This is a genomic window from Streptomyces sp. MMG1533 (genome assembly GCF_001279775.1).
GTDB lineage: Bacteria > Actinomycetota > Actinomycetes > Streptomycetales > Streptomycetaceae > Streptomyces.
Genome location: NZ_LGDG01000167.1, coordinates 1 through 17,780, shown reverse-complemented (window position 1 = coordinate 17,780; position 17,780 = coordinate 1). Strand labels below are relative to the sequence as shown.

General features: G+C 73.2%; 18 protein-coding genes. 16 read left to right on the top strand and 2 right to left on the bottom strand.

Annotated elements, in window-relative coordinates:
- Nucleotides 1–32 precede the first annotated feature (32 nt).
- Nucleotides 33–1,079: a histidinol-phosphate transaminase gene (gene hisC, locus ADK57_RS17525; RefSeq protein WP_053750411.1), complete on the top strand. Its 1,047-nt coding sequence runs from the start codon at nucleotides 33–35 to the stop codon at nucleotides 1,077–1,079.
- A gap of 5 nt (nucleotides 1,080–1,084) precedes the next feature.
- Nucleotides 1,085–2,815 (top strand): aldehyde dehydrogenase family protein, encoded by a 1,731-nt coding sequence (locus ADK57_RS17520; protein WP_234390251.1) that lies wholly within the window; start codon nucleotides 1,085–1,087, stop codon nucleotides 2,813–2,815.
- Nucleotides 2,816–2,884: 69 nt separating this feature from the next.
- Here the strand turns inward: ADK57_RS17520 and ADK57_RS17515 are convergent, their stop codons facing one another.
- Nucleotides 2,885–3,385 carry an Lrp/AsnC family transcriptional regulator gene (locus ADK57_RS17515; RefSeq protein ID WP_053750410.1) on the bottom strand — a complete coding sequence of 167 codons (501 nt, stop codon included), beginning with the start codon at nucleotides 3,383–3,385 and terminating at the stop codon, nucleotides 2,885–2,887.
- Between the two features lie 120 nt (nucleotides 3,386–3,505).
- Between ADK57_RS17515 and pdhA the strand changes: the two genes are divergently transcribed.
- The 14 genes from pdhA to ADK57_RS17445 all read left to right on the top strand — a co-directional run bounded on the left by pdhA (nucleotide 3,506) and on the right by ADK57_RS17445 (nucleotide 16,980).
- A complete protein-coding gene (gene pdhA, locus ADK57_RS17510) occupies nucleotides 3,506–4,627 on the top strand; it encodes a pyruvate dehydrogenase (acetyl-transferring) E1 component subunit alpha (protein ID WP_053750409.1) in 1,122 nt (373 codons plus the stop codon).
- Nucleotides 4,628–4,632: 5 nt separating this feature from the next.
- Nucleotides 4,633–5,652, top strand: a complete 1,020-nt coding sequence (locus ADK57_RS17505) for an alpha-ketoacid dehydrogenase subunit beta (protein WP_053750408.1) — start codon at nucleotides 4,633–4,635, stop codon at nucleotides 5,650–5,652.
- The gene (locus tag ADK57_RS17500; protein WP_053750407.1) at nucleotides 5,649–7,001 is read left to right on the top strand and encodes a dihydrolipoamide acetyltransferase family protein; all 1,353 of its coding nucleotides are present in this window, start codon (nucleotides 5,649–5,651) and stop codon (nucleotides 6,999–7,001) included. The genes ADK57_RS17505 and ADK57_RS17500 overlap by 4 nt, the downstream gene beginning before the upstream one ends.
- Before the next feature lie 77 nt (nucleotides 7,002–7,078).
- A complete protein-coding gene (gene paaN / locus ADK57_RS17495) occupies nucleotides 7,079–8,788 on the top strand; it encodes a phenylacetic acid degradation protein PaaN (RefSeq protein ID WP_053750406.1) in 1,710 nt (569 codons plus the stop codon).
- Complete coding sequence (locus tag ADK57_RS17490; protein ID WP_053750405.1) at nucleotides 8,778–9,959, top strand: thiolase family protein; 1,182 nt, start codon at nucleotides 8,778–8,780, stop codon at nucleotides 9,957–9,959. Before paaN ends, ADK57_RS17490 begins: the two co-directional genes overlap by 11 nt.
- On the top strand, nucleotides 9,956–10,792 hold the full coding sequence (locus tag ADK57_RS17485; protein ID WP_078973184.1) for an enoyl-CoA hydratase/isomerase family protein: 837 nt from the start codon (nucleotides 9,956–9,958) through the stop codon (nucleotides 10,790–10,792). Before ADK57_RS17490 ends, ADK57_RS17485 begins: the two co-directional genes overlap by 4 nt.
- The gene (locus ADK57_RS17480) at nucleotides 10,789–11,652 is read left to right on the top strand and encodes a 3-hydroxyacyl-CoA dehydrogenase family protein (RefSeq protein ID WP_053750404.1); all 864 of its coding nucleotides are present in this window, start codon (nucleotides 10,789–10,791) and stop codon (nucleotides 11,650–11,652) included. The genes ADK57_RS17485 and ADK57_RS17480 overlap by 4 nt, the downstream gene beginning before the upstream one ends.
- A complete protein-coding gene (locus ADK57_RS17475; RefSeq protein ID WP_078973183.1) occupies nucleotides 11,646–12,476 on the top strand; it encodes an enoyl-CoA hydratase/isomerase family protein in 831 nt (276 codons plus the stop codon). The genes ADK57_RS17480 and ADK57_RS17475 overlap by 7 nt, the downstream gene beginning before the upstream one ends.
- Before the next feature lie 126 nt (nucleotides 12,477–12,602).
- Nucleotides 12,603–13,577: a 1,2-phenylacetyl-CoA epoxidase subunit PaaA gene (gene paaA, locus ADK57_RS17470; RefSeq protein WP_053750403.1), complete on the top strand. Its 975-nt coding sequence runs from the start codon at nucleotides 12,603–12,605 to the stop codon at nucleotides 13,575–13,577.
- Nucleotides 13,574–13,870: a 1,2-phenylacetyl-CoA epoxidase subunit PaaB gene (gene paaB / locus ADK57_RS17465; RefSeq protein ID WP_053750402.1), complete on the top strand. Its 297-nt coding sequence runs from the start codon at nucleotides 13,574–13,576 to the stop codon at nucleotides 13,868–13,870. Before paaA ends, paaB begins: the two co-directional genes overlap by 4 nt.
- 38 nt (nucleotides 13,871–13,908) lie before the next feature.
- Nucleotides 13,909–14,775: a 1,2-phenylacetyl-CoA epoxidase subunit PaaC gene (gene paaC, locus ADK57_RS17460; protein WP_053750401.1), complete on the top strand. Its 867-nt coding sequence runs from the start codon at nucleotides 13,909–13,911 to the stop codon at nucleotides 14,773–14,775.
- Nucleotides 14,769–15,287, top strand: a complete 519-nt coding sequence (gene paaD / locus ADK57_RS17455; protein WP_053750400.1) for a 1,2-phenylacetyl-CoA epoxidase subunit PaaD — start codon at nucleotides 14,769–14,771, stop codon at nucleotides 15,285–15,287. The genes paaC and paaD overlap by 7 nt, the downstream gene beginning before the upstream one ends.
- A complete protein-coding gene (gene paaE / locus ADK57_RS17450; protein ID WP_053750399.1) occupies nucleotides 15,284–16,384 on the top strand; it encodes a 1,2-phenylacetyl-CoA epoxidase subunit PaaE in 1,101 nt (366 codons plus the stop codon). The genes paaD and paaE overlap by 4 nt, the downstream gene beginning before the upstream one ends.
- A gap of 44 nt (nucleotides 16,385–16,428) precedes the next feature.
- The gene (locus tag ADK57_RS17445; protein WP_053750398.1) at nucleotides 16,429–16,980 is read left to right on the top strand and encodes an SRPBCC family protein; all 552 of its coding nucleotides are present in this window, start codon (nucleotides 16,429–16,431) and stop codon (nucleotides 16,978–16,980) included.
- A gap of 313 nt (nucleotides 16,981–17,293) precedes the next feature.
- Here ADK57_RS17445 and ADK57_RS17440 read toward each other — a convergent pair.
- On the bottom strand, nucleotides 17,294–17,780 hold a 487-nt coding region (locus ADK57_RS17440), incomplete at its 5' end, for an MFS transporter (protein ID WP_159050087.1).

Genomic DNA, 17,780 nt, shown 5'->3' with positions numbered 1-17,780 from the left:
TCGGGCCCCAGCGCTGCAGAAGCGAGTCCAGCATGGTGCGTGTCCGTGCCTCCCTGTCCCAGCTGCCCGCCTACGTCCCGGGCCGCAAACTGCCCGGGGCCATAGTGCTGGCCAGCAACGAATCCCCGCACGGCCTGCTGCCGGGGGTGGCCGAAACCCTCGCGGAGGCCGCCGGCGGCGTGTCGCGGTACCCCGATCTGCACGCCGCCTCGCTCGTCGAGACCCTGGCGGCGCACCACGGGGTCGAGCCGGACCGGATCGCGGTGGGCGCCGGCTCCTCCGAGGTGTGCGGGCAGTTGCTGCACACGGTCGTCGGGCCCGGTGACGAGGTCGTGTTCGGCTGGCGCTCGTTCGAGGCGTACCCGATCCTCACCGCCGTCGCGGGCGGTACGGCGGTGCGGGTGCCCCTGCGTGACCACGCCCTCGACCTCGACGCCATGGCCGCGGCGATCACCGCCCGGACCCGGCTGGTCTTCGTCTGCAATCCCAACAACCCGACCTCCACGGCGGTCGGTGCGCAGGCCCTGACCGACTTCGCGGACCGGGTGCCGCGGGACGTGCTGATCGTCGTCGACGAGGCGTACCGGGAGTACGCCGATCCCGCCCGGGTCCCCGACGGCCTCGCCCTTCTCGGGGACCGGCCGAACGTGGCGGTGCTGCGGACCTTCTCGAAGGCGTACGGACTGGCGGGACTGCGCGTGGGCTACTGCGTCGCGCCGCCCGGGATCGCCGCGCACGTGCGCCGCACGCAGGTGCCGTTCAGCGTCAGCGCCCTCGCTCAGCGGGCCGCCGTCGTCGCCCTCGGCGAGGGCGCGGAGGTCGCCCGCCGTGCTGCCCGCACGGTCGCCGAACGCGACCGTGTCGCCGGGCGGTTGCGGGCGCTGGGCCACGACGTGCCGGACTCCCAGTCCAACTTCGTCTGGCTGCCGCTCGGCAAGGACAGCGGGGACTTCGCCCTGCACTGCCTGGACGGGAAGGTCGTGGTCCGTCCGTTCCCCGGCGAGGGCGTGCGGGTGACGATCGGGCTGCCGGAGGAGAACGACGCCCTGCTCGCACTCGCGGCGAGCTGGAGAGGCTGACGGCCATGGGCTCCGGTCCCTACGAACGGCACCGCGAGCTGCTCCAGAGCGTGGTTCGCGCGATCGCCGCCGGTGAATGCCGCCGCCCCTTCACGGAGGCGACCGGCCAGGACGCGGCCGACGCGGGCATGAGGTCGACCCGCACCGCGGGAAAGGTGTTCCGCTCGCTGCTGGGACGGCCCTTCGACCTGGGCCAGCCCGGCGAGACGGGTCTTGTGCGCACGGAGTCGTCGCCCTACGGCGTCGGTCCGGCCGTCGCCTACCCGCGCTGCGATCCCGCGGAGCTGGTCGCGGCGGCCGGGCGGGCGGCGGCCGGCTGGCGGGCGGCCGGGCCGTACCAGCGCGCCGGGATCGCCGTGGAGATCCTGCGCCGGCTCAACACCCGCAGCCACGAACTGGCCCTCGCGGTGCACCACACCACCGGCCAGCCCCTCCAAGTGGCCCTCCGCGCCGCCGGGCCGCACGCCCAGGACCGTGCCCTGGAGGCGGTGGCCCAGGCCTTCGCCGAGTCGGAACGTGTCCCGGCCGACCTGCACTGGGAGAGCGCCGAACGCGGTGGACCGCCGCGCGCGCTGCGGGGCACCTGCACCCTGGTGCCCCGTGGGGTGTCACTGCTCGTCGGCTGTCCCGACTTCCCGCTCTGGAACGGCTATCCGGGCCTGTTCGCCAGCCTGGTGACCGGCAACCCGGTCGTCGTGGCTCCGCACCCGCGCTCGGTACTGCCGCTGGCGATCACGGTGCGGGTCGCCCGGCAGGTGCTGGCTCAGGCCGGTCACTCCCCCGACCTCGTGGCCCTGGCCGTGGCGGAACCGGAGCGGCAGATACACCGGCGGCTGGCCACGGACCCGGCGGTGCGCATCGTCGACTTCACAGGCTCGGCGCGCTTCGCCGACTGGCTGGAGCAACACGCCCGCCAGGCCGCCGTGTTCGCCAACCGGACCGGCCTGAACACCGTGGTCGTGGACTCGACCGACGACTACCTGGGCCTGGTACGGGGTCTCGCCCTCTCCTCGTGCCGGGGCAACGGCACGGTGCGCACCACGCCGCAGAACATCCTGGTACCGGAGCGGGGCTTCAGCACCGACCAGGGGCACAAGACGCTGCGGGACCTCGGGGCCGACCTCGGCGACGCCGTGGACCGGCTGCTCGGGCATCCCGCCCGCGCGGCAAGGGTGCTGGGCGCGGTCACCGCCGACGAGGTGCGCGGTGCTCTGACGGAGGCCGCGCGGTGCGGCCCGGTACTGCACGCGTCCGGGCCCGTGGCCCATCCCGACCACCCGTACGCCGACCTGCGCAGTCCGCTGCTGGTTCGGCTGCGCGCCTCGGACGAGCGGGTCTACACGCGCGAGTGGCCCGGGCCGGTGACCTTCCTGGTGGGCACCGACTCGACCTCGCACGGCCTGGCGCTCCTGCGCCGCACGGTGGCGCGGCACGGCGCGCTCTACGCCTCGGTGTACTCCACCGACCCGCTGGTGCTGGCGGCGGCCTCGGCGGCGGCGCTGGACGCCGGGGTGCATCTGGTGGAGAACCTCGACGACCTGCCCGCCGACCCGTCCTCGGCCCTCGCCGAACTGCCGGACGCGGGCGCCCACTTCGTCACCGGACGGTTCCGCGTGGTGCGTTCCCGGCGGCACGCCCCGTCGACGGATCCTGTCCCCGTGCCGGGGCCGGAGCCGGAGCCGCTCGTGGTTCCCGCGCCGGGCCCCGGCCTGACCGCCGAGCTGATCGACGTGTGACGCGAGTGGGACGTGTGAGACGTGTGAGTGATGCGAGACGTATGAGACGTGTGGCCGTACCGGCCGCGCTCACTCGGTCCAGGTGGCGCCGCGCCCCCGCACCTCGTCGAAGACGAGCCAGGTGCGGGTGGAGCGCACGCCCGGCACCGCCTGGATGCTCTCCAGCACCACCTTGCGCAGCGCCAGGTTGTCCGGCGCCCGCACCAGCACCAGCACGTCGAGGTCGCCCGTGACGAGGGCGACGTGCTCCACGTAGGGGATCTCACGCAGCTCGCGCGAGATGTCGCGCCAGGCGTTCTGGTCGATGCCCAGTGTCACGTAGGCACTCGTGCCCAGGCCCGCCCGCTGGGCGTTGAGCTGTGCGGTGAAGCCCGTGATGACGTCCTCGGCCACGAGCCTGCCGATGCGCGTGTAGGCGTTGGCCCGGGAGATGTGCACCTGCTCGGCGAGAGCCCGGACCGAGATCCGGCCGTCCTTGAGGAGCCGGCTCAGGATCTGCCGGTCGATGTCGTCGAGTGGGACGGCAGTTCGTCCGGCCACTGCCCCCGGCAGCGGGGTTTCCTCGGACACTTTGGCCTCCCAGACCCTACGATTCGGCAGTTCGTCGCCGGTTCTTCCGAGCTATTGAACACTTATTCCGCTATGGCCACCATTCTCCTGTCAAGTGTCCAGAGAAAGCGAGTGCCCTGCATGTCTGTGAAGAGCCTCCGCCAGACGGTCCAGGGCCTCCTGCCGTCCCTGACGCCGGTGCGGTTCGTGGCCGAGGACGGCACACCGGTCGCGAAGCAGCCGGCCGACTACACCGAGCCTGAGGTCGAGATCCTGCTCGAGGCCTGGCGGCGCATGGTCCTGGGCCGCCGGTTCGACACCCAGGCGACCGCCCTCACCAAGCAGGGCCGCCTCGCGGTCTACCCGTCCAGCCGCGGCCAGGAGGCCTGCCAGATCGCCGCCGTGCTCGCGCTGCGCCCGGACGACTGGCTGTTCCCCACCTACCGCGACTCCGTCGCCCTGGTGACCCGTGGCATCGACCCGGTCGAGGTGCTGACGCTGCTGCGCGGCGACTGGCACTGCGGCTACGACCCCGCCGCCACCCGTGTCGCCCCCCAGTGCACCCCGCTGGCCACCCAGGTGCTGCACGCGACCGGCATGGCCGAGTCCCTGCGCCGCGCCGGCGGGGACGGCGTGGCCATGGCCCTCGTCGGCGACGGCGCCACCAGCGAGGGGGACTTCCACGAGGCGCTGAACTTCGCGGCCGTCTTCCGCGCCCCGGTCGTCTTCTTCGTCCAGAACAACAAGTACGCGATCTCCGTGCCGCTGGCCCGGCAGACCGCGGCACCCGCACTCGCGTACAAGGGCATCGGCTACGGCGTGCGCTCGGAGCAGGTGGACGGCAACGACCTGGTCGCCGTGCTGGCGGTGCTGACCTCGGCCGTCGAGCATGCCCGGGCGGGTCACGGTCCCGTCCTGGTCGAGGCGCACACCTACCGCATGGACGCGCACACCAACGCCGACGACGCCACCCGCTACCGGGAGGACGACGAGGTCGACCAGTGGCGGGAGGCCGACCCGGTCGAGCGCCTGGAGACCTACCTGCGCTCGCGCGGCGCGCTCACCGACGAGGACGTGGCGGCGCTGCGGGAAGAGGCCGAGGAGCTGGCGGCGCGGGTGCGCGCCGGAATGAACGCGGACTCCGTACTGGACCCGCTGGAGCTGTTCGACCACGTCTATGCCGAACCCACCCCACAACTGCGCGAGCAGCGTGCCCAGTTGGCCGCCGAGCTCGCCGAATCCGCCCCGTCCCAGGAGGACTGACGACCATGGCCAAGGTCACGATGGCGCAAGCGCTCAACAGCGCACTGCGCGACGCGCTGCGCGAGGACGAACGGGTCCTCGTCTTCGGCGAGGACGTCGGTCCGCTCGGCGGCGTGTTCCGCATCACCGACGGGCTGACCCGCGACTTCGGCGAGCAGCGCTGCTTCGACACCCCCCTGGCCGAGGCCGGCATCGTCGGGCTCGCGGTCGGCATGGCGATGGGCGGCTTCCGTCCCGTGGTGGAGATGCAGTTCGACGCATTCGCCTACCCGGCGTTCGAGCAGATCGCCTCGCACGTCGCCAAGCTGCGCAACCGCACCCGCGGCCGGATCGGTCTGCCGATGGTGATCCGCATCCCTTACGCGGGTGGGATCGGTGGAGTCGAGCACCACTGCGACTCCAGCGAGGCGTACTACGCGCACACGCCGGGCCTCAAGGTCGTCACCCCGGCCACGGCAGAGGACGCGTACTGGCTGCTGCGGGACGCTGTGGCCGACCCCGACCCGGTGGTCTTCCTGGAGCCGAAGAAGCTGTACTGGTCGCGCGAGGACACCGACCTTGAGACGCGCGGGGCGCTGCCGTTCGGACGGGCGGCGATCCGGCGCGCGGGGCGTGACGCCACCGTCGTCGCGTACGGCCCCTCGGTCCCGGTGGCGCTGGCCGCTGCCGAGGCAGCCGCCGAGGACGGGATCGAGCTGGAGGTCGTGGACCTGCGCACGCTGGTGCCCTTCGACGACGAGACCGTCACGGAGTCGGTCCGCAGGACCGGGCGCTGCGTGGTCGTGCAGGAGGCCCAGGGCTTCGCCGGGGTCGGCGCGGAGATCGCCGCCCGGGTGCAGGAGCGCTGCTTCCACTCGCTCGCCGCGCCCGTACTGCGGGTGTCCGGCTTCGACATCCCGTACCCGCCGCCGAAGCTGGAGCACGCGCATCTGCCCGGCGTCGACCGGATCCTCGACGCCGTCGACCGCCTGCAGTTCTCCGACGAGCCCGACACCCGGCATCTGTTGAAGGGAGCGGTCGCATGACCACCGCGACGCTGCAAGAGCAGCTGTTCCGGCTCCCCGACCTCGGCGAGGGGCTGACCGACGCGGAGATCGTCGAGTGGAAGGTCGCTGTCGGCGACACCGTGACGATCGACCAGATCGTGGTCGAGGTGGAGACCGCCAAGGCCGCGGTCGAGGTGCCGGTGCCGTACGCGGGCACGGTGCTGCGGCTGCACGCGGAGGCGGGCACGGCGCTGGGAGTGGGGGAACCGCTGATCACGGTGGGGGCGGGGGTGCCCGCACCGGAACCCGCCGACGCCGCCGACGCCGACGCCGCCTTCGACGCCTCCGCCGAGCGGTATCGCGAGGAGGAGCAGGCCGGATCGGGCAACGTGCTGATCGGCTACGGCACCGGGCACGAACCGGCACCGCGCCGTCGCCGCCGACGCACTGGGGCCGCTGCGGGGCCCGCCGGGCCGGTGGCCGAGGCGGCGCCGGCGATCGAGCCGCACGCCCCCCGGGTCATCTCGCCCCTCGTGCGCAGGATGGCCCGGGACCACGGGATCGATCTCACGGCGCTGGCGCCGTCCGGTCCCGCCGGGGTCGTCCTGCGACGGGATGTGGAACGGGCCGTCGCCCAGACCTCACCGACCACGACCGAACCCGCGGCGGTCCCCCAGCCGGAACCCGTCTCGGAAAGCCCCGTCCGCATCCCACTCCGCGGTGTCCGCAAGGCAGTCGCGGACAAGCTCTCGCGCAGCCGGACCGAGATCCCCGACGCCACGACCTGGGTCGACGTGGACGCGACCGGACTGCTCCAGGCCAAGAAGGCGCTGGAGGCCGCCGAACCCGGCCGCCGCGTCGGGCTGTTGGCCCTGTTCGCCCGGATCTGTGTCGCCGGTCTGCGCCGCTACCCCGAGCTGAACTCGGCCGTCGACACCGAACGGCGGGAGATCCTGCGCTTCGACGAGGTCCACCTGGGCTTCGCCGCCCAGACCGAGCGCGGGCTCGTCGTCCCCGTCGTCCGCGACGCCCACCGGCTCACGACGGTCCAACTGGCCGCCGAGCTCACCCGGTTGACCGAACTGGCCCGAACCGGAAGCCTGCCGCCCGACCGGCTGACCGGGGGCACCTTCACCCTCAACAACTACGGCGTGTTCGGCGTCGACGGCTCCACGCCCATCATCAACCACCCGGAGGCGGCGCTCCTCGGCGTCGGCCGCATCGTGGACAAACCCTGGGTGGTGGACGGCGCGCTCACGGTCCGCAAGGTCACGCAGCTGTCGCTCAGCTTCGACCACCGGGTCTGCGACGGCGGTGTGGCCGGCGGCTTCCTGCGCTACGTGGCCGACTGCGTGGAACGCCCGGCGATCCTGCTCGCCGACGCCTGACCCGACCTGCCTTCCCCTCCCCCGCACCTGGGCGCACTGCACCCACCAACCGACCGAACGTTCGGCCTGGAGTTCTCATGTCCCCCGACCAGCATCCCGACTTCTACGCCCGCCACGCGGACCTGCTCGACCAAGCGGTGGCCCGCACGGTCGACCGCGGCTACTGGACGCCGTACCCGGAAGCACCGAGCGCCTCCGCGTACGGAGCCGGAACACCCGAGGCGGGCGAGGCGGCCTTCCGTGCCCTCCTCGACCGTCCCTTCCCGCTCGACGGGCATCCCACCACCGGCACGGTCCCCGCGGTGGAGGTGTCGCCGTACGGCTTTTCCCTCGGCATCAGCTACCCGCATCTGGTGCCCGAGGTCGCGGTGGCGACGGCCAAGTCCGCGGCCGCCGCGTGGCGTTCGGCGAGCCCCGACGTCCGGGCCGGGGTGGCGGCCGAGATCCTGGCCCGCCTCAACGCGGCGAGCTTCGAGATCGCGCACGCCGTCCAGCACACCACCGGCCAGCCCTTCGTGATGGCCTTCCAGGCGGGCGGCCCGCACGCCCAGGACCGCGGCCTTGAAGCGGTGGCGTACGCGTGGGAGGCGCAGCGGCGCCATCCGGCCACCGCCCGCTGGAGCAAGCCCCGGCGCCGGGGCGGACCGCTGGTCGTGGACAAGACCTACACCCCGGTCGGCCGGGGCGTGGCCGTGCTCGTCGCCTGCAACACCTTCCCCACCTGGAACGGCTATCCGGGCTTCTTCGCGAGCCTGGTCACGGGCAACCCGGTGATCGTCAAGCCGCACCGGCGGGCCGTGCTGCCGCTGGCGATCACCGTGCGCATCGCCCGCCAGGTGCTGGCCGAGGCCGGTTTCGACCCGGACGTGGTGCTGCTGGCCGCCTCGCGCCCCGAGGAGCGCACCGCTCCCGCCCTGGCCACCCACCCCGACGTGCGGATCGTGGACTTCACCGGTTCCAGCGAGTTCGGCGACTGGCTGGAGACCAACGCCCGCCAGGCCGTCGTGCACACGGAGAAGGCGGGCCTCAACACCGTCGTCGTGGACTCCACGGACGACTACGCCGGGCTGCTGCGCAACCTCGCGTTCTCGCTGTCGCTCTACAGCGGGCAGATGTGCACCACCCCGCAGAACATCCTGGTGCCCCGCGACGGGTTCCCCACCGACCAAGGGACGCGTACGGCCGACGAGTTCGCCGCCGACCTGGGCTCCGCGCTGGACGACCTCCTGAGCGACCCGGCCCGTGCCGCCGCCACCCTCGGCGCGATCGTGAACGGCGGAGTCCTCGCGCGTCTGGAGGAGGCCCAAGCCCTGGGCCGTACCGCCCATCCCTCGCGGGCCATGGCGCACCCCGACCACCCGGACGCCGTCGTCCGCACCCCGCTGGTGGCCCGGCTCGACGCCGAGGCCGACGAGAAGGCCTACACGAGCGAGTGGTTCGGACCGATCGCCTTCGTCATCGCCACCGACGGCACCGCGCACTCCCTGCGCGTCCTGCACGACACGGTACGACGCCACGGCGCGCTCACGGCCTGCGTCCACGCGAGGGGCGAGGACGTGCTGACGGCGGCGCGCGCGACGGCTCTGGAGGCGGGGGTGCACCTGTCGGAGAACCTGACCGGCGACGTGTTCCCCAACCAGTCCGCCGCCTTCAGCGACTTCCACGGCACGTCGGCCAACCCGGCCGCCAACGCGACCCTGACCGACCCGGCGTTCGTCACCGGCCGCTTCTCGGTCCTCCAGTCCCGCCGTCACGCCCCCGCCGAGGAGCACGTCGATGTCCGATGAGGTCTATCTGATCGACGGGGCCCGTACCCCGCAGGGCCGTTACGGCGGTGCCCTGGCCTGCGTGCGCCCCGACGACCTGGCCGCGCTCGTCGTCGGCGAGGCCGTGCGCCGCGCCGGGATCCCGGCCGACTCCGTGGACGAGGTGATCCTCGGCGCCGCGAACCAGGCCGGCGAGGACAACCGTGACGTCGCGCGGATGGCCGTACTGCTGGCCGGACTTCCGCACACCGTGCCCGGATACACCGTCAACCGGCTGTGCGCCTCGGGGCTTACGGCCGTCGCGTCCGCCGCGCAGTCGATACGGGCGGGCGAGGCCGGGGTGGTCGTGGCCGGCGGGGTCGAGTCGATGACCCGTGCGCCGTGGGTGATGGCCAAGCCGGGCACACCCTGGTCCCGGCCCGGCGACGTCCACGACACCTCACTCGGCTGGCGCTTCACCAACCCGCGCTTCCCCGCGACCACGACCTTGTCGATGGGTGAGACCGCGGAGGAGGTCGCCGCCCTGGACCGCATCAGCCGCCTGGAGGCGGACGCCTTCGCATTGCGCAGCCACCGTCGGGCGCTGGCCGCGCGGACGGCGGGCCACTTCGTGCCGGAGATCGTCCCGGTGCCGGTGGCGGACGGTGAGGTGACCGAGGACGAAGGGCCGCGTCCGACCACCACGTTGGAGAAGCTGAGCGGCCTGCGCACCGTCTTCCGCCCGGGCGGCATCGTCACGGCGGGCAACTCCTCGCCGCTGTCCGACGGGGCTGCCGCCCTGGTCGTGGCGAGCGGGGCGGCGGTGGAGCGCTACGGGCTGACTCCCCGGGCCCGGGTCGTCACCGCCGCCTCGGCCGGGGTCGAGCCCCGTCTGATGGGGCTCGGCCCGGTGCCGGCCACCGCCAAGGCCCTGGAGCGGGCCGGCTGGACGGCCGAGGACCTCGACGCGATCGAACTCAACGAGGCCTTCGCCGCCCAGGCCCTCGCGGTCACGCACCGGCTGAAGCTCGACCCGGACAGCGTCAACGCCGACGGCGGCGCCATCGCCCTCGGACACCCCCTGGGCGCCTCCGGCGCCCGCATCCTGCTCACCCTGCTGGGCCGACTGGAACGGGAGGGCGGCCGGCGAGGCCTGGCGACCCTCTGCGTCGGGGTCGGACAGGGCGTGGCCATGCTCGTGGAGCGCGTATGAGCACGCGCGACAAACCGGCATACGAGACGCCGGCGTACGCGAACGCGCCGTACGAGAACGCGCCGTACGAGAAACCGGCGTACGAGAAACCGGCGTACGAGACGCTGTCGGTCGAGGAGCGCACGGACCGGGTGGTCGTCACCCTGCGCCGGCCCGCCGCCCGCAACGCCATCAACGGCCGCATGATCGCTGAACTGCACCGTGTGTGCGACGAGTTGGAGCGCGCCCCGAAGCTCCTCCTGCTCACCGGGCACGGCGGGGTCTTCGCCGGCGGTGCCGACATCGGCGAACTGCGGCGGCGCGGCCGGGACGAGGCCCTGGAGGGGATCAACAGCCGCCTGTTCGAGCGGGTGCGCAGGCTGCCCCTGCCCACCGTGGCCGCCGTGCCGGGCTGGGCGCTGGGCGGCGGTGCCGAGTTGGCGTACGCCTGCGACCTCAGGATCGCCGGGCCGGGCGCGGTCTTCGGCAACCCCGAACCGGGCCTGGGCATCCTCGCCGCCGCCGGTGCGTGCTGGCGACTGCGCGAACTGGTGGGCGAGTCGGTGGCCAAGCAGGTCCTGCTCGCCGGACGCACCCTCGACGCCCGGGCCGCACTCGCCTGCGGGCTGGTCATGGACGTCGTACCGACGGACCGGCTGGCCGCCGAGGCACACGCGCTGCTGGACCGGATGGCCCGCTCCTCGGCGCTCGCCCTGCGGCTCACGAAGCTCGTCACCGACGCCCCGGGGGCCCATCCCGTGGCCGACGACCTCGCCCAGGCGGTGCTCTTCGAGAGCCCGGACAAGGAGGAGCGCATGACGCGCTTCCTGGACAAGAAGGGAGGCCGGGCATGACCTCGGCAACAGCATCCCCCCGCGTGGTGGGGGTGATCGGCGGCGGTCGCATGGGCGCCGGTATCGCCCAGTCCTTCGCGGCCGCCGGATCACGCGTGGTCGTCGTGGAACGCGACGGCTCGGCGGCCGCCGCCGCACTGGAGCGGATCACCACGGGGCTTCGGCAGGCGGCCGAGCGCGGGACGCTCACAGGGCCGTCGGACCTCGACGTGGCGGACCGTGTCGCCGTCGTCTCCTCGGTCGCGGAACTGCCCCACGACGCGGACCTGGTCGTCGAGGCGGTCCCGGAAGACGCGGCTCTCAAGGCCGGGTTGCTCGCCGCCGCCGAGGACGTCGTGCACGAGGGGTGCCTGCTGGCCAGCAACACCAGTTCCCTGTCCGTCACCGAACTCGCGGCGGCCCTGCGCAGGCCCGGGCGGTTCCTGGGGATGCACTTCTTCAACCCCGTGCCCGTCTCCGCCCTCGTCGAACTGGTCCTGGCCCCCGACACCACCGGAGCGACCCGGGCCGCGGCGGTCCGCTGGACACACGCCCTCGGCAAACAGGACGTCGTCGTCAAGGACTCACCCGGGTTCGCCAGCAGCCGCCTCGGCCTCGCCCTCGGTCTTGAGGCGATCCGCATGGTCGAGGAGCAGGTCGCCGACCCGGAGGCCATCGACACGGCCATGCGCCTCGGCTACCGGCACCCGATGGGCCCGCTGCGCCTCACCGACGTGGTGGGACTCGACGTACGGCTCGCCATCGCGGAGCACCTGCACACGACGCTCGGCGAGCGGTTCGTGCCGCCGCGGCTGCTGCGGGAGAAGGTCGCCCGCGGTGAGCTGGGCCGCAAGACCGGTCAGGGGTTCTACCGATGGTGAACGACAGCGGCACGGCCGCGCGGGCGGCCCGCTCGTACGGAGTGACGTACGACGTCACCGACGGCGTCGCGGTCCTCGAAATGTGCGGTTCCGGCAGCGGCAACGCGCTCGACGCGCACCTGCGCGGCGCGCTCCTCCTGGCCGCGCGGCGCCTGACGACGGACACCGCACGCGGCGTCCGGGCGGCCCTGCTCACGGCACACGGCAAGCACTTCTGCGTCGGGCAGGACCTCAAGGAGCACGCCCGGCTGCTCGGCACCGCGCCGGCGAAGGCCTTCGCCAACGTCCCCAACGACTACAACCCCCTGGTGAAGGAGCTGAACGGGCTGCATGTGCCGCTCGTCGTGGCCGTGGAGGGCGCCTGCGTGGGGGCGGGGCTCGGCATCGCGCTCTGCGGCGACGTGCGTGTGGCCGGCGAGAGCGCCCGGTTCGCGACCGCCTTCGGCAACCTCGCGCTGGCCTCCGACTCCGGGGTCGCCCGGGCCCTCGTCCGTCAGCTCGGCCCCTCCCGGACCGGCGGGCTCATGCTGCTGGGCGACCGCTTCTCCGCGCGGGACGCCCAGGAGTGGGGGCTGGTGCACCGCGTCGTACCGGACGGCCGGGCCGCGGCCGAAGGGCTGGCCCTCGCCCGTCGCCTCGCCGACGGCCCCACCGCCGCGTACCGGGAGACCAAGGCGCTGCTGCGGTCCGCGGGCGCCTCGACGCTGCCGGCCGCGCTGGAACGCGAGGCGGTCGTCCAGCGCCGGCTCGGCGCCACCGGCGACCACCACGAGGCCGTCACGGCCTTCCTGGAACGCCGCGACCCGGTCTTCCGCGGCCACTGACCACTCCCGCCCAACGCCCACAACCGGCCACTCAGCATTCCGCACCACTCCGCACCACTCACCACTCCGCACCACTCACCACCACCGACCACCCCGCGCCACCGACCACGACAGGACATCGCCCTCGTGAACAACCCCACCGCAGCGCCCCCGGGGCAGTACGCCCCCGAGGCCGTCTTCGAGAACACCATCGCCCGTGACCAGCGCATCGAGCCCCGCGACTGGATGCCCGACGCCTACCGGGCCACGCTCGTCCGGCAGATCGCCCAGCACGCCCACTCCGAGGTCATCGGCATGCAGCCGGAGGGCGAGTGGATCACCCGGGCGCCCTCGCTGCGCCGCAAGGCGATCCTCTTCGCCAAGGTGCAGGACGAGGCGGGGCACGGGCTCTACCTCTACTCGGCGGCCGAGACGCTCGGCGCCGACCGCACGGAGCTGACGGAGCGGCTGATCGACGGCCGTCAGAAGTACTCCTCGATCTTCAACTACCCCACCCGCACCTTCGCCGACGTCGGAGTGATCGGCTGGTTCGTGGACGGGGCGGCCATCTGCAACCAGGTCCCGCTGTGCCGTACCTCGTACGGCCCGTACGGACGTGCCATGGTCCGCGTCTGCAAGGAGGAGTCCTTCCACCAGCGGCAGGGCTACGAACTGCTGCTGACCATGATGCGCGGCACCGACGAACAGCGGGCCATGGTGCAGGACGCCGTCGACCGCTGGTGGTGGCCGTCGCTGATGATGTTCGGCCCGCCCGACGACGACTCCCCCAACTCGGCGCGGTCCATTGCCTGGAGGATCAAGCGGCACTCCAACGACGTCCTGCGGCAGCGCTTCGTCGACATGACCGTCCCGCAGGCGGAGAAGCTGGGCGTCACCCTGCCCGACCCGGGCCTGCGGTGGAACGAGGAGCGCGGCCACCACGACTTCTCCGCCCCCGACTGGGACGAGCTGAAGCGGGTCGTCTCCGGTGACGGACCGTGCAACGCCGAACGGATCGCCCGTCGCCGGGCCGCGCACGAGGAGGGTGCCTGGGTACGGCGGGCCGCCGCCGTGCACGCGGCCAAGCGGACGGCCCGACTTCAGGAAGGAGCGGCGGCATGAGCACGACGAGCACAGACGACTGGCCGCTGTACGAGGTCTTCGTGCGCGGCAAGCGCGGGCTCAACCACGTCCACGTCGGCTCCCTGCGCGCCGCCGACGACGAGATGGCCCTCCTGCACGCCCGCGATCTCTACACCCGACGCAACGAGGGCGTGAGCATCTGGGCCGTGCGCTCGGACACCATCGCCGCCTCCGCGCCCGACGAGAAGGACCCCTTCTTCGCGCCCAGCGGCGACAAGGTCTACCGGCACCCCACCTTCTACGACATCCCCGACGACGTCCCCCACATCTAGGGACGGCCGCCATCCCCAGGAACATCCAGGAGCAGCGCATGACCGACGAGGACCTGTACGTCGACGGCGACAACGCGCGGTGGGCATTCGGCACCGGGTTCACCGACCCGCTGCACGGTGTCGACCAGGCGGTGCCCGACGGGGTCGACGCGGAAGACCTGGCCGCCTGCTGTCTGGCACTCGGCGACGACGCCCTGGTGTCCGCGCAGCGGCTGGCCGAGTGGTGCACCCGCGCCCCGGAACTGGAGGAGGAGTTGGCGCTGGCCAACATCGGCCTCGACCTCCTCGGCCAGGCCCGTCTGCTGTACGCCAGGGCGGGCCGGGCCGACGGCACGGGGCGTGGCGAGGACGCGTACGCCTACTTCCGCGACCCGGAGGACTTCCGCAACGTACGCCTCGCCGAACTGCCGGGCGGCGACTTCGCCTTCACCGTCACCCGTCTGCTGGTGCTGTCCGTCTGGCGGCTGGCCGTGTGCGAGGCGCTCGCCGCGGCGCCCGACCCGGTGCTGGCCGCGATCGCCGCGAAGAGTGTCAAGGAGCTGGCCTACCACCGCCGTTACGCCGCGGAGTGGACGGTACGGCTCGGTGACGGCACCGACGAGTCCGCCGGACGTGTGCGGGCCGCGCTGCACGCCCTCGCCCCCTGGCTGGACGAGTTGCTGACGGACCGTGCGGCCGCGCGCCTCGGCGCGGATCCGGCCGCCGTCGCCGCGCGGACCCGGCTGGAGCTGTTCCACGTGCTGGGCGAGGCCGGGCTGAACCGGTCCGATCACGTGTCCCCGCTCGACACGCCGGCATCCCCGGTTCCGGGCTCCGGCAGGAACGGAGCACACACCCCGCACCTGGCGCCCCTCCTCGCCGAACTGCAGAGCGTCGCCCGCGCCCACCCGGACGCGTCGTGGTGACGGCGGCGTCGGAGCGGGCGTCGCGGATCGCCGCCGAGGTCCCCGACCCCGAACTGCCGATGCTGACGCTCGCCGACCTCGGGGTGCTGCGCGGCGTCGAGGTGACACCGGACGGAACCGTCGAGGCGCGGCTCACCCCGACGTACGCGGGCTGCCCCGCCGTGGCCGAGATGCGCGCCGAGGTGGCGGCCCGGCTGCGGGCCGCCGGCTTCGCCGACGTTCGGGTGGTCACGGTGCTCGACCCGCCGTGGACCACCGATCGGATCACCGACGAGGGCCGCCGCAAACTCGCGGAGCACGGCATCGCACCGCCCGGCCCACGGGGCGCGCCGGGGTCGGCACAGGGCCGGACCTGGCTGAACCTGACCATCGGGCCGGCCGAGGTGCCCTGCCCGCGCTGTGCCTCGGCCGACACCGAGGAGATCTCACGCTTCGCCGCCACCGCCTGCACGGCACTTCGGCGCTGCCGTACCTGTCTGGAGCCGTTCCCCCACGTCAAGGACCTGCCATGACCCTGCCCCCTGTTCGGCCCCGCCGCCCGGCCTTCCACGCACTGCGGGTTTCCTCTGTGGAGCCGCTGTGCGCCGACGCGGCCGCTCTCACCTTCGACGTCCCCGACCGCCTGGCCGCCGAGTTCGCGTTCCGGCCCGGACAGTGCCTCACCCTGCGCCGCGAGATCGACGGTCGCGACGAGCGGCGCTCGTACTCGATCTGCTCACCGGCCGGTACGGCACCGCGCATCGGCGTCCGCGTGGTACCGGAGGGCTTGTTCTCCTCCTGGCTCGTGCACGGCATACGCCCCGGGGACACCCTCCAGGTGATGGCCCCGACCGGTGCGTTCAGCCCGGATCTGACCGGTACCGGCGGCCTCGGCCACCACGTACTCGTCGCCGCCGGGTCCGGTGTCACGCCGATGCTGTCCATCGCCGCGTCCGTCCTCGCCGCGGACGAGGACTCGCGCGTCACGCTCCTGTACGGCAACCGGCGCACCGGCACCGTGATGTTCGCGGACGAACTCGCCGACCTGAAGGACCGGTACCCGGCCCGTTTCCAGCTCGCCCACGTCCTGTCCCGCGAGCCGCGCGAGGCCGAGTTGCTCTCCGGCCGACTCGACGCCGAGCGGCTCACCGCACTGCTGGACGCTCTCCTCGACGTCCGGGAGGTCGCCCACTGGTGGCTGTGCGGCCCGCACGGCATGGTGCGCGACGCCCGCGCGCTCCTCGACGGACTCGGTGTCCCGGCGGACCGTGTCCACCAGGAACTGTTCCACGCGGACGAGGAACCGCCCGCCCCACCCGCCACCGACCGCGACGACGCCACCGACCGGGGCCCGACGAGCGAGGTCACCGTGGTCCTCGACGGCCGGGCGACCACGTTCGCCGTGCCCCGTCGGCGCAGCATCCTCGACGGTGCCCAACAGGCCCGCCCCGACCTGCCGTTCGCGTGCAAGGGCGGCGTCTGCGGAACCTGCCGCGCCCTCGTCACCGACGGCGACGCCGACATGCGCCGCAACTACGCCCTGGAACCGGCCGAGGTCTCCAAGGGCTACGTCCTCACCTGCCAGACCTATGCCGCCTCCGACACTCTCACGGTCGACTTCGACAGCTGAGACACGAGACCGGACCCGACCCGACCCGTCGAGGAGGAGAGCCCGTGCGATACGCCGAAGCTCCGAGTGTGCGCTGTGACGTCTACGTGGAAGCGGCTCCGTCGAGGGTGTGGAGCCTGGTGACCGACATCGCCCTGTCGGCCCGCCTGAGCCCTGAACTGCAGCGTGCGGAGTGGCTCGAAGGCGCGGAGGGGCCCGCGGAGGGGGCGCGTTTCGCGGGGTACAACCGCCACCGGATGATCGGCGAGTGGCGGACCGTCTCGCACGTCGTCGAACTGGAGGAGCAGCGGGTGTTCTGCTGGGCGGTCGTCGACGAGGACGGCCGCTTCGGCACCCCGTCACCGCGCCCCGCAAGCCCGCTGGCCACATGGCGCTTCGAACTGGAGCCCGAGGGGGCCGGCACCCGGCTACGGCAGATCGCCCGCATCGGGCCGGGCCGCTCCGGGGTCAGCCTGGCGATCGACCGCACGCCCGAGCGGGAAGAGGAGATCGTGGCCTTCCGGATCACCGAGCTGCGCACCAACATGGAAGCCACCTTGCGCGGCGTCAAGGCGCTGGCCGAGCAACCCGGCCAGACACGTGCAGCCACCGGTTGAGTCCACCGAGCTCATGGCCGGCGAGGTGGTGACGAACGCGGAACGCTTCGCTTCCCGGCCGATCGACCGGGAAGCGGTGGGGAGCGGATTCCGGGGTGGAACGGCTCGGGCGCCTCACGATCCGCCGCGGCCGTGGCTTCGAGTCCGACCGGCTCCGCTCACGACGCGTGCGGAAAACCGACCGCCCGCTGCCGTGGAGCGACGCCGTCGCCGACACCACTTGTCGTGTTCGCGGGTCAGCTCGTCGATCGTCGCCACGGACTGGCAGCCGCGGTACTCGCACATCGAAGGACTCGGTTCCGCTCTGCGCGGTTCAGTGGGAGTGGGCGGTGGGTGTGCGACGGGCGAGTGCGTGCCGCACCCCGGTTTCGGTGAAGGTCAGCGCCGCCGCCGCGACCACACCCAGGAGGACCAGGCCGATCGCGTACGAGCCGTACGCGCCGTACAGCGAGCCCATCAGCAACGGCGGCACGAAGCCGCCCAGGCCGCCCGCGGCGCCGACGATGCCGGTGACCGAGCCGACCTTGTTCGCCGGGGCCATCAGGGCCACCAGGGCGAACACCGCACCGCTGCCCGCGCCCAGCGCGGCGGCCATGGCCAGGAAGGCGATCGTGCCCACCGGTGCCAGGGCCGGTGCGAAGGACTGTGTGAGCGCCCCGGCCAGCACCACGCCCAGGGCCCCGGCCAGCACCCGCACCGGGCCGATGCGGTCCGACAGCCAGCCGCCCATCGGGCGCATCGCCACGGCGAGCAGCACGAAGCCGGCCATCCGGTTGGCCGCGTCGGCCTGGGTGAGGCCG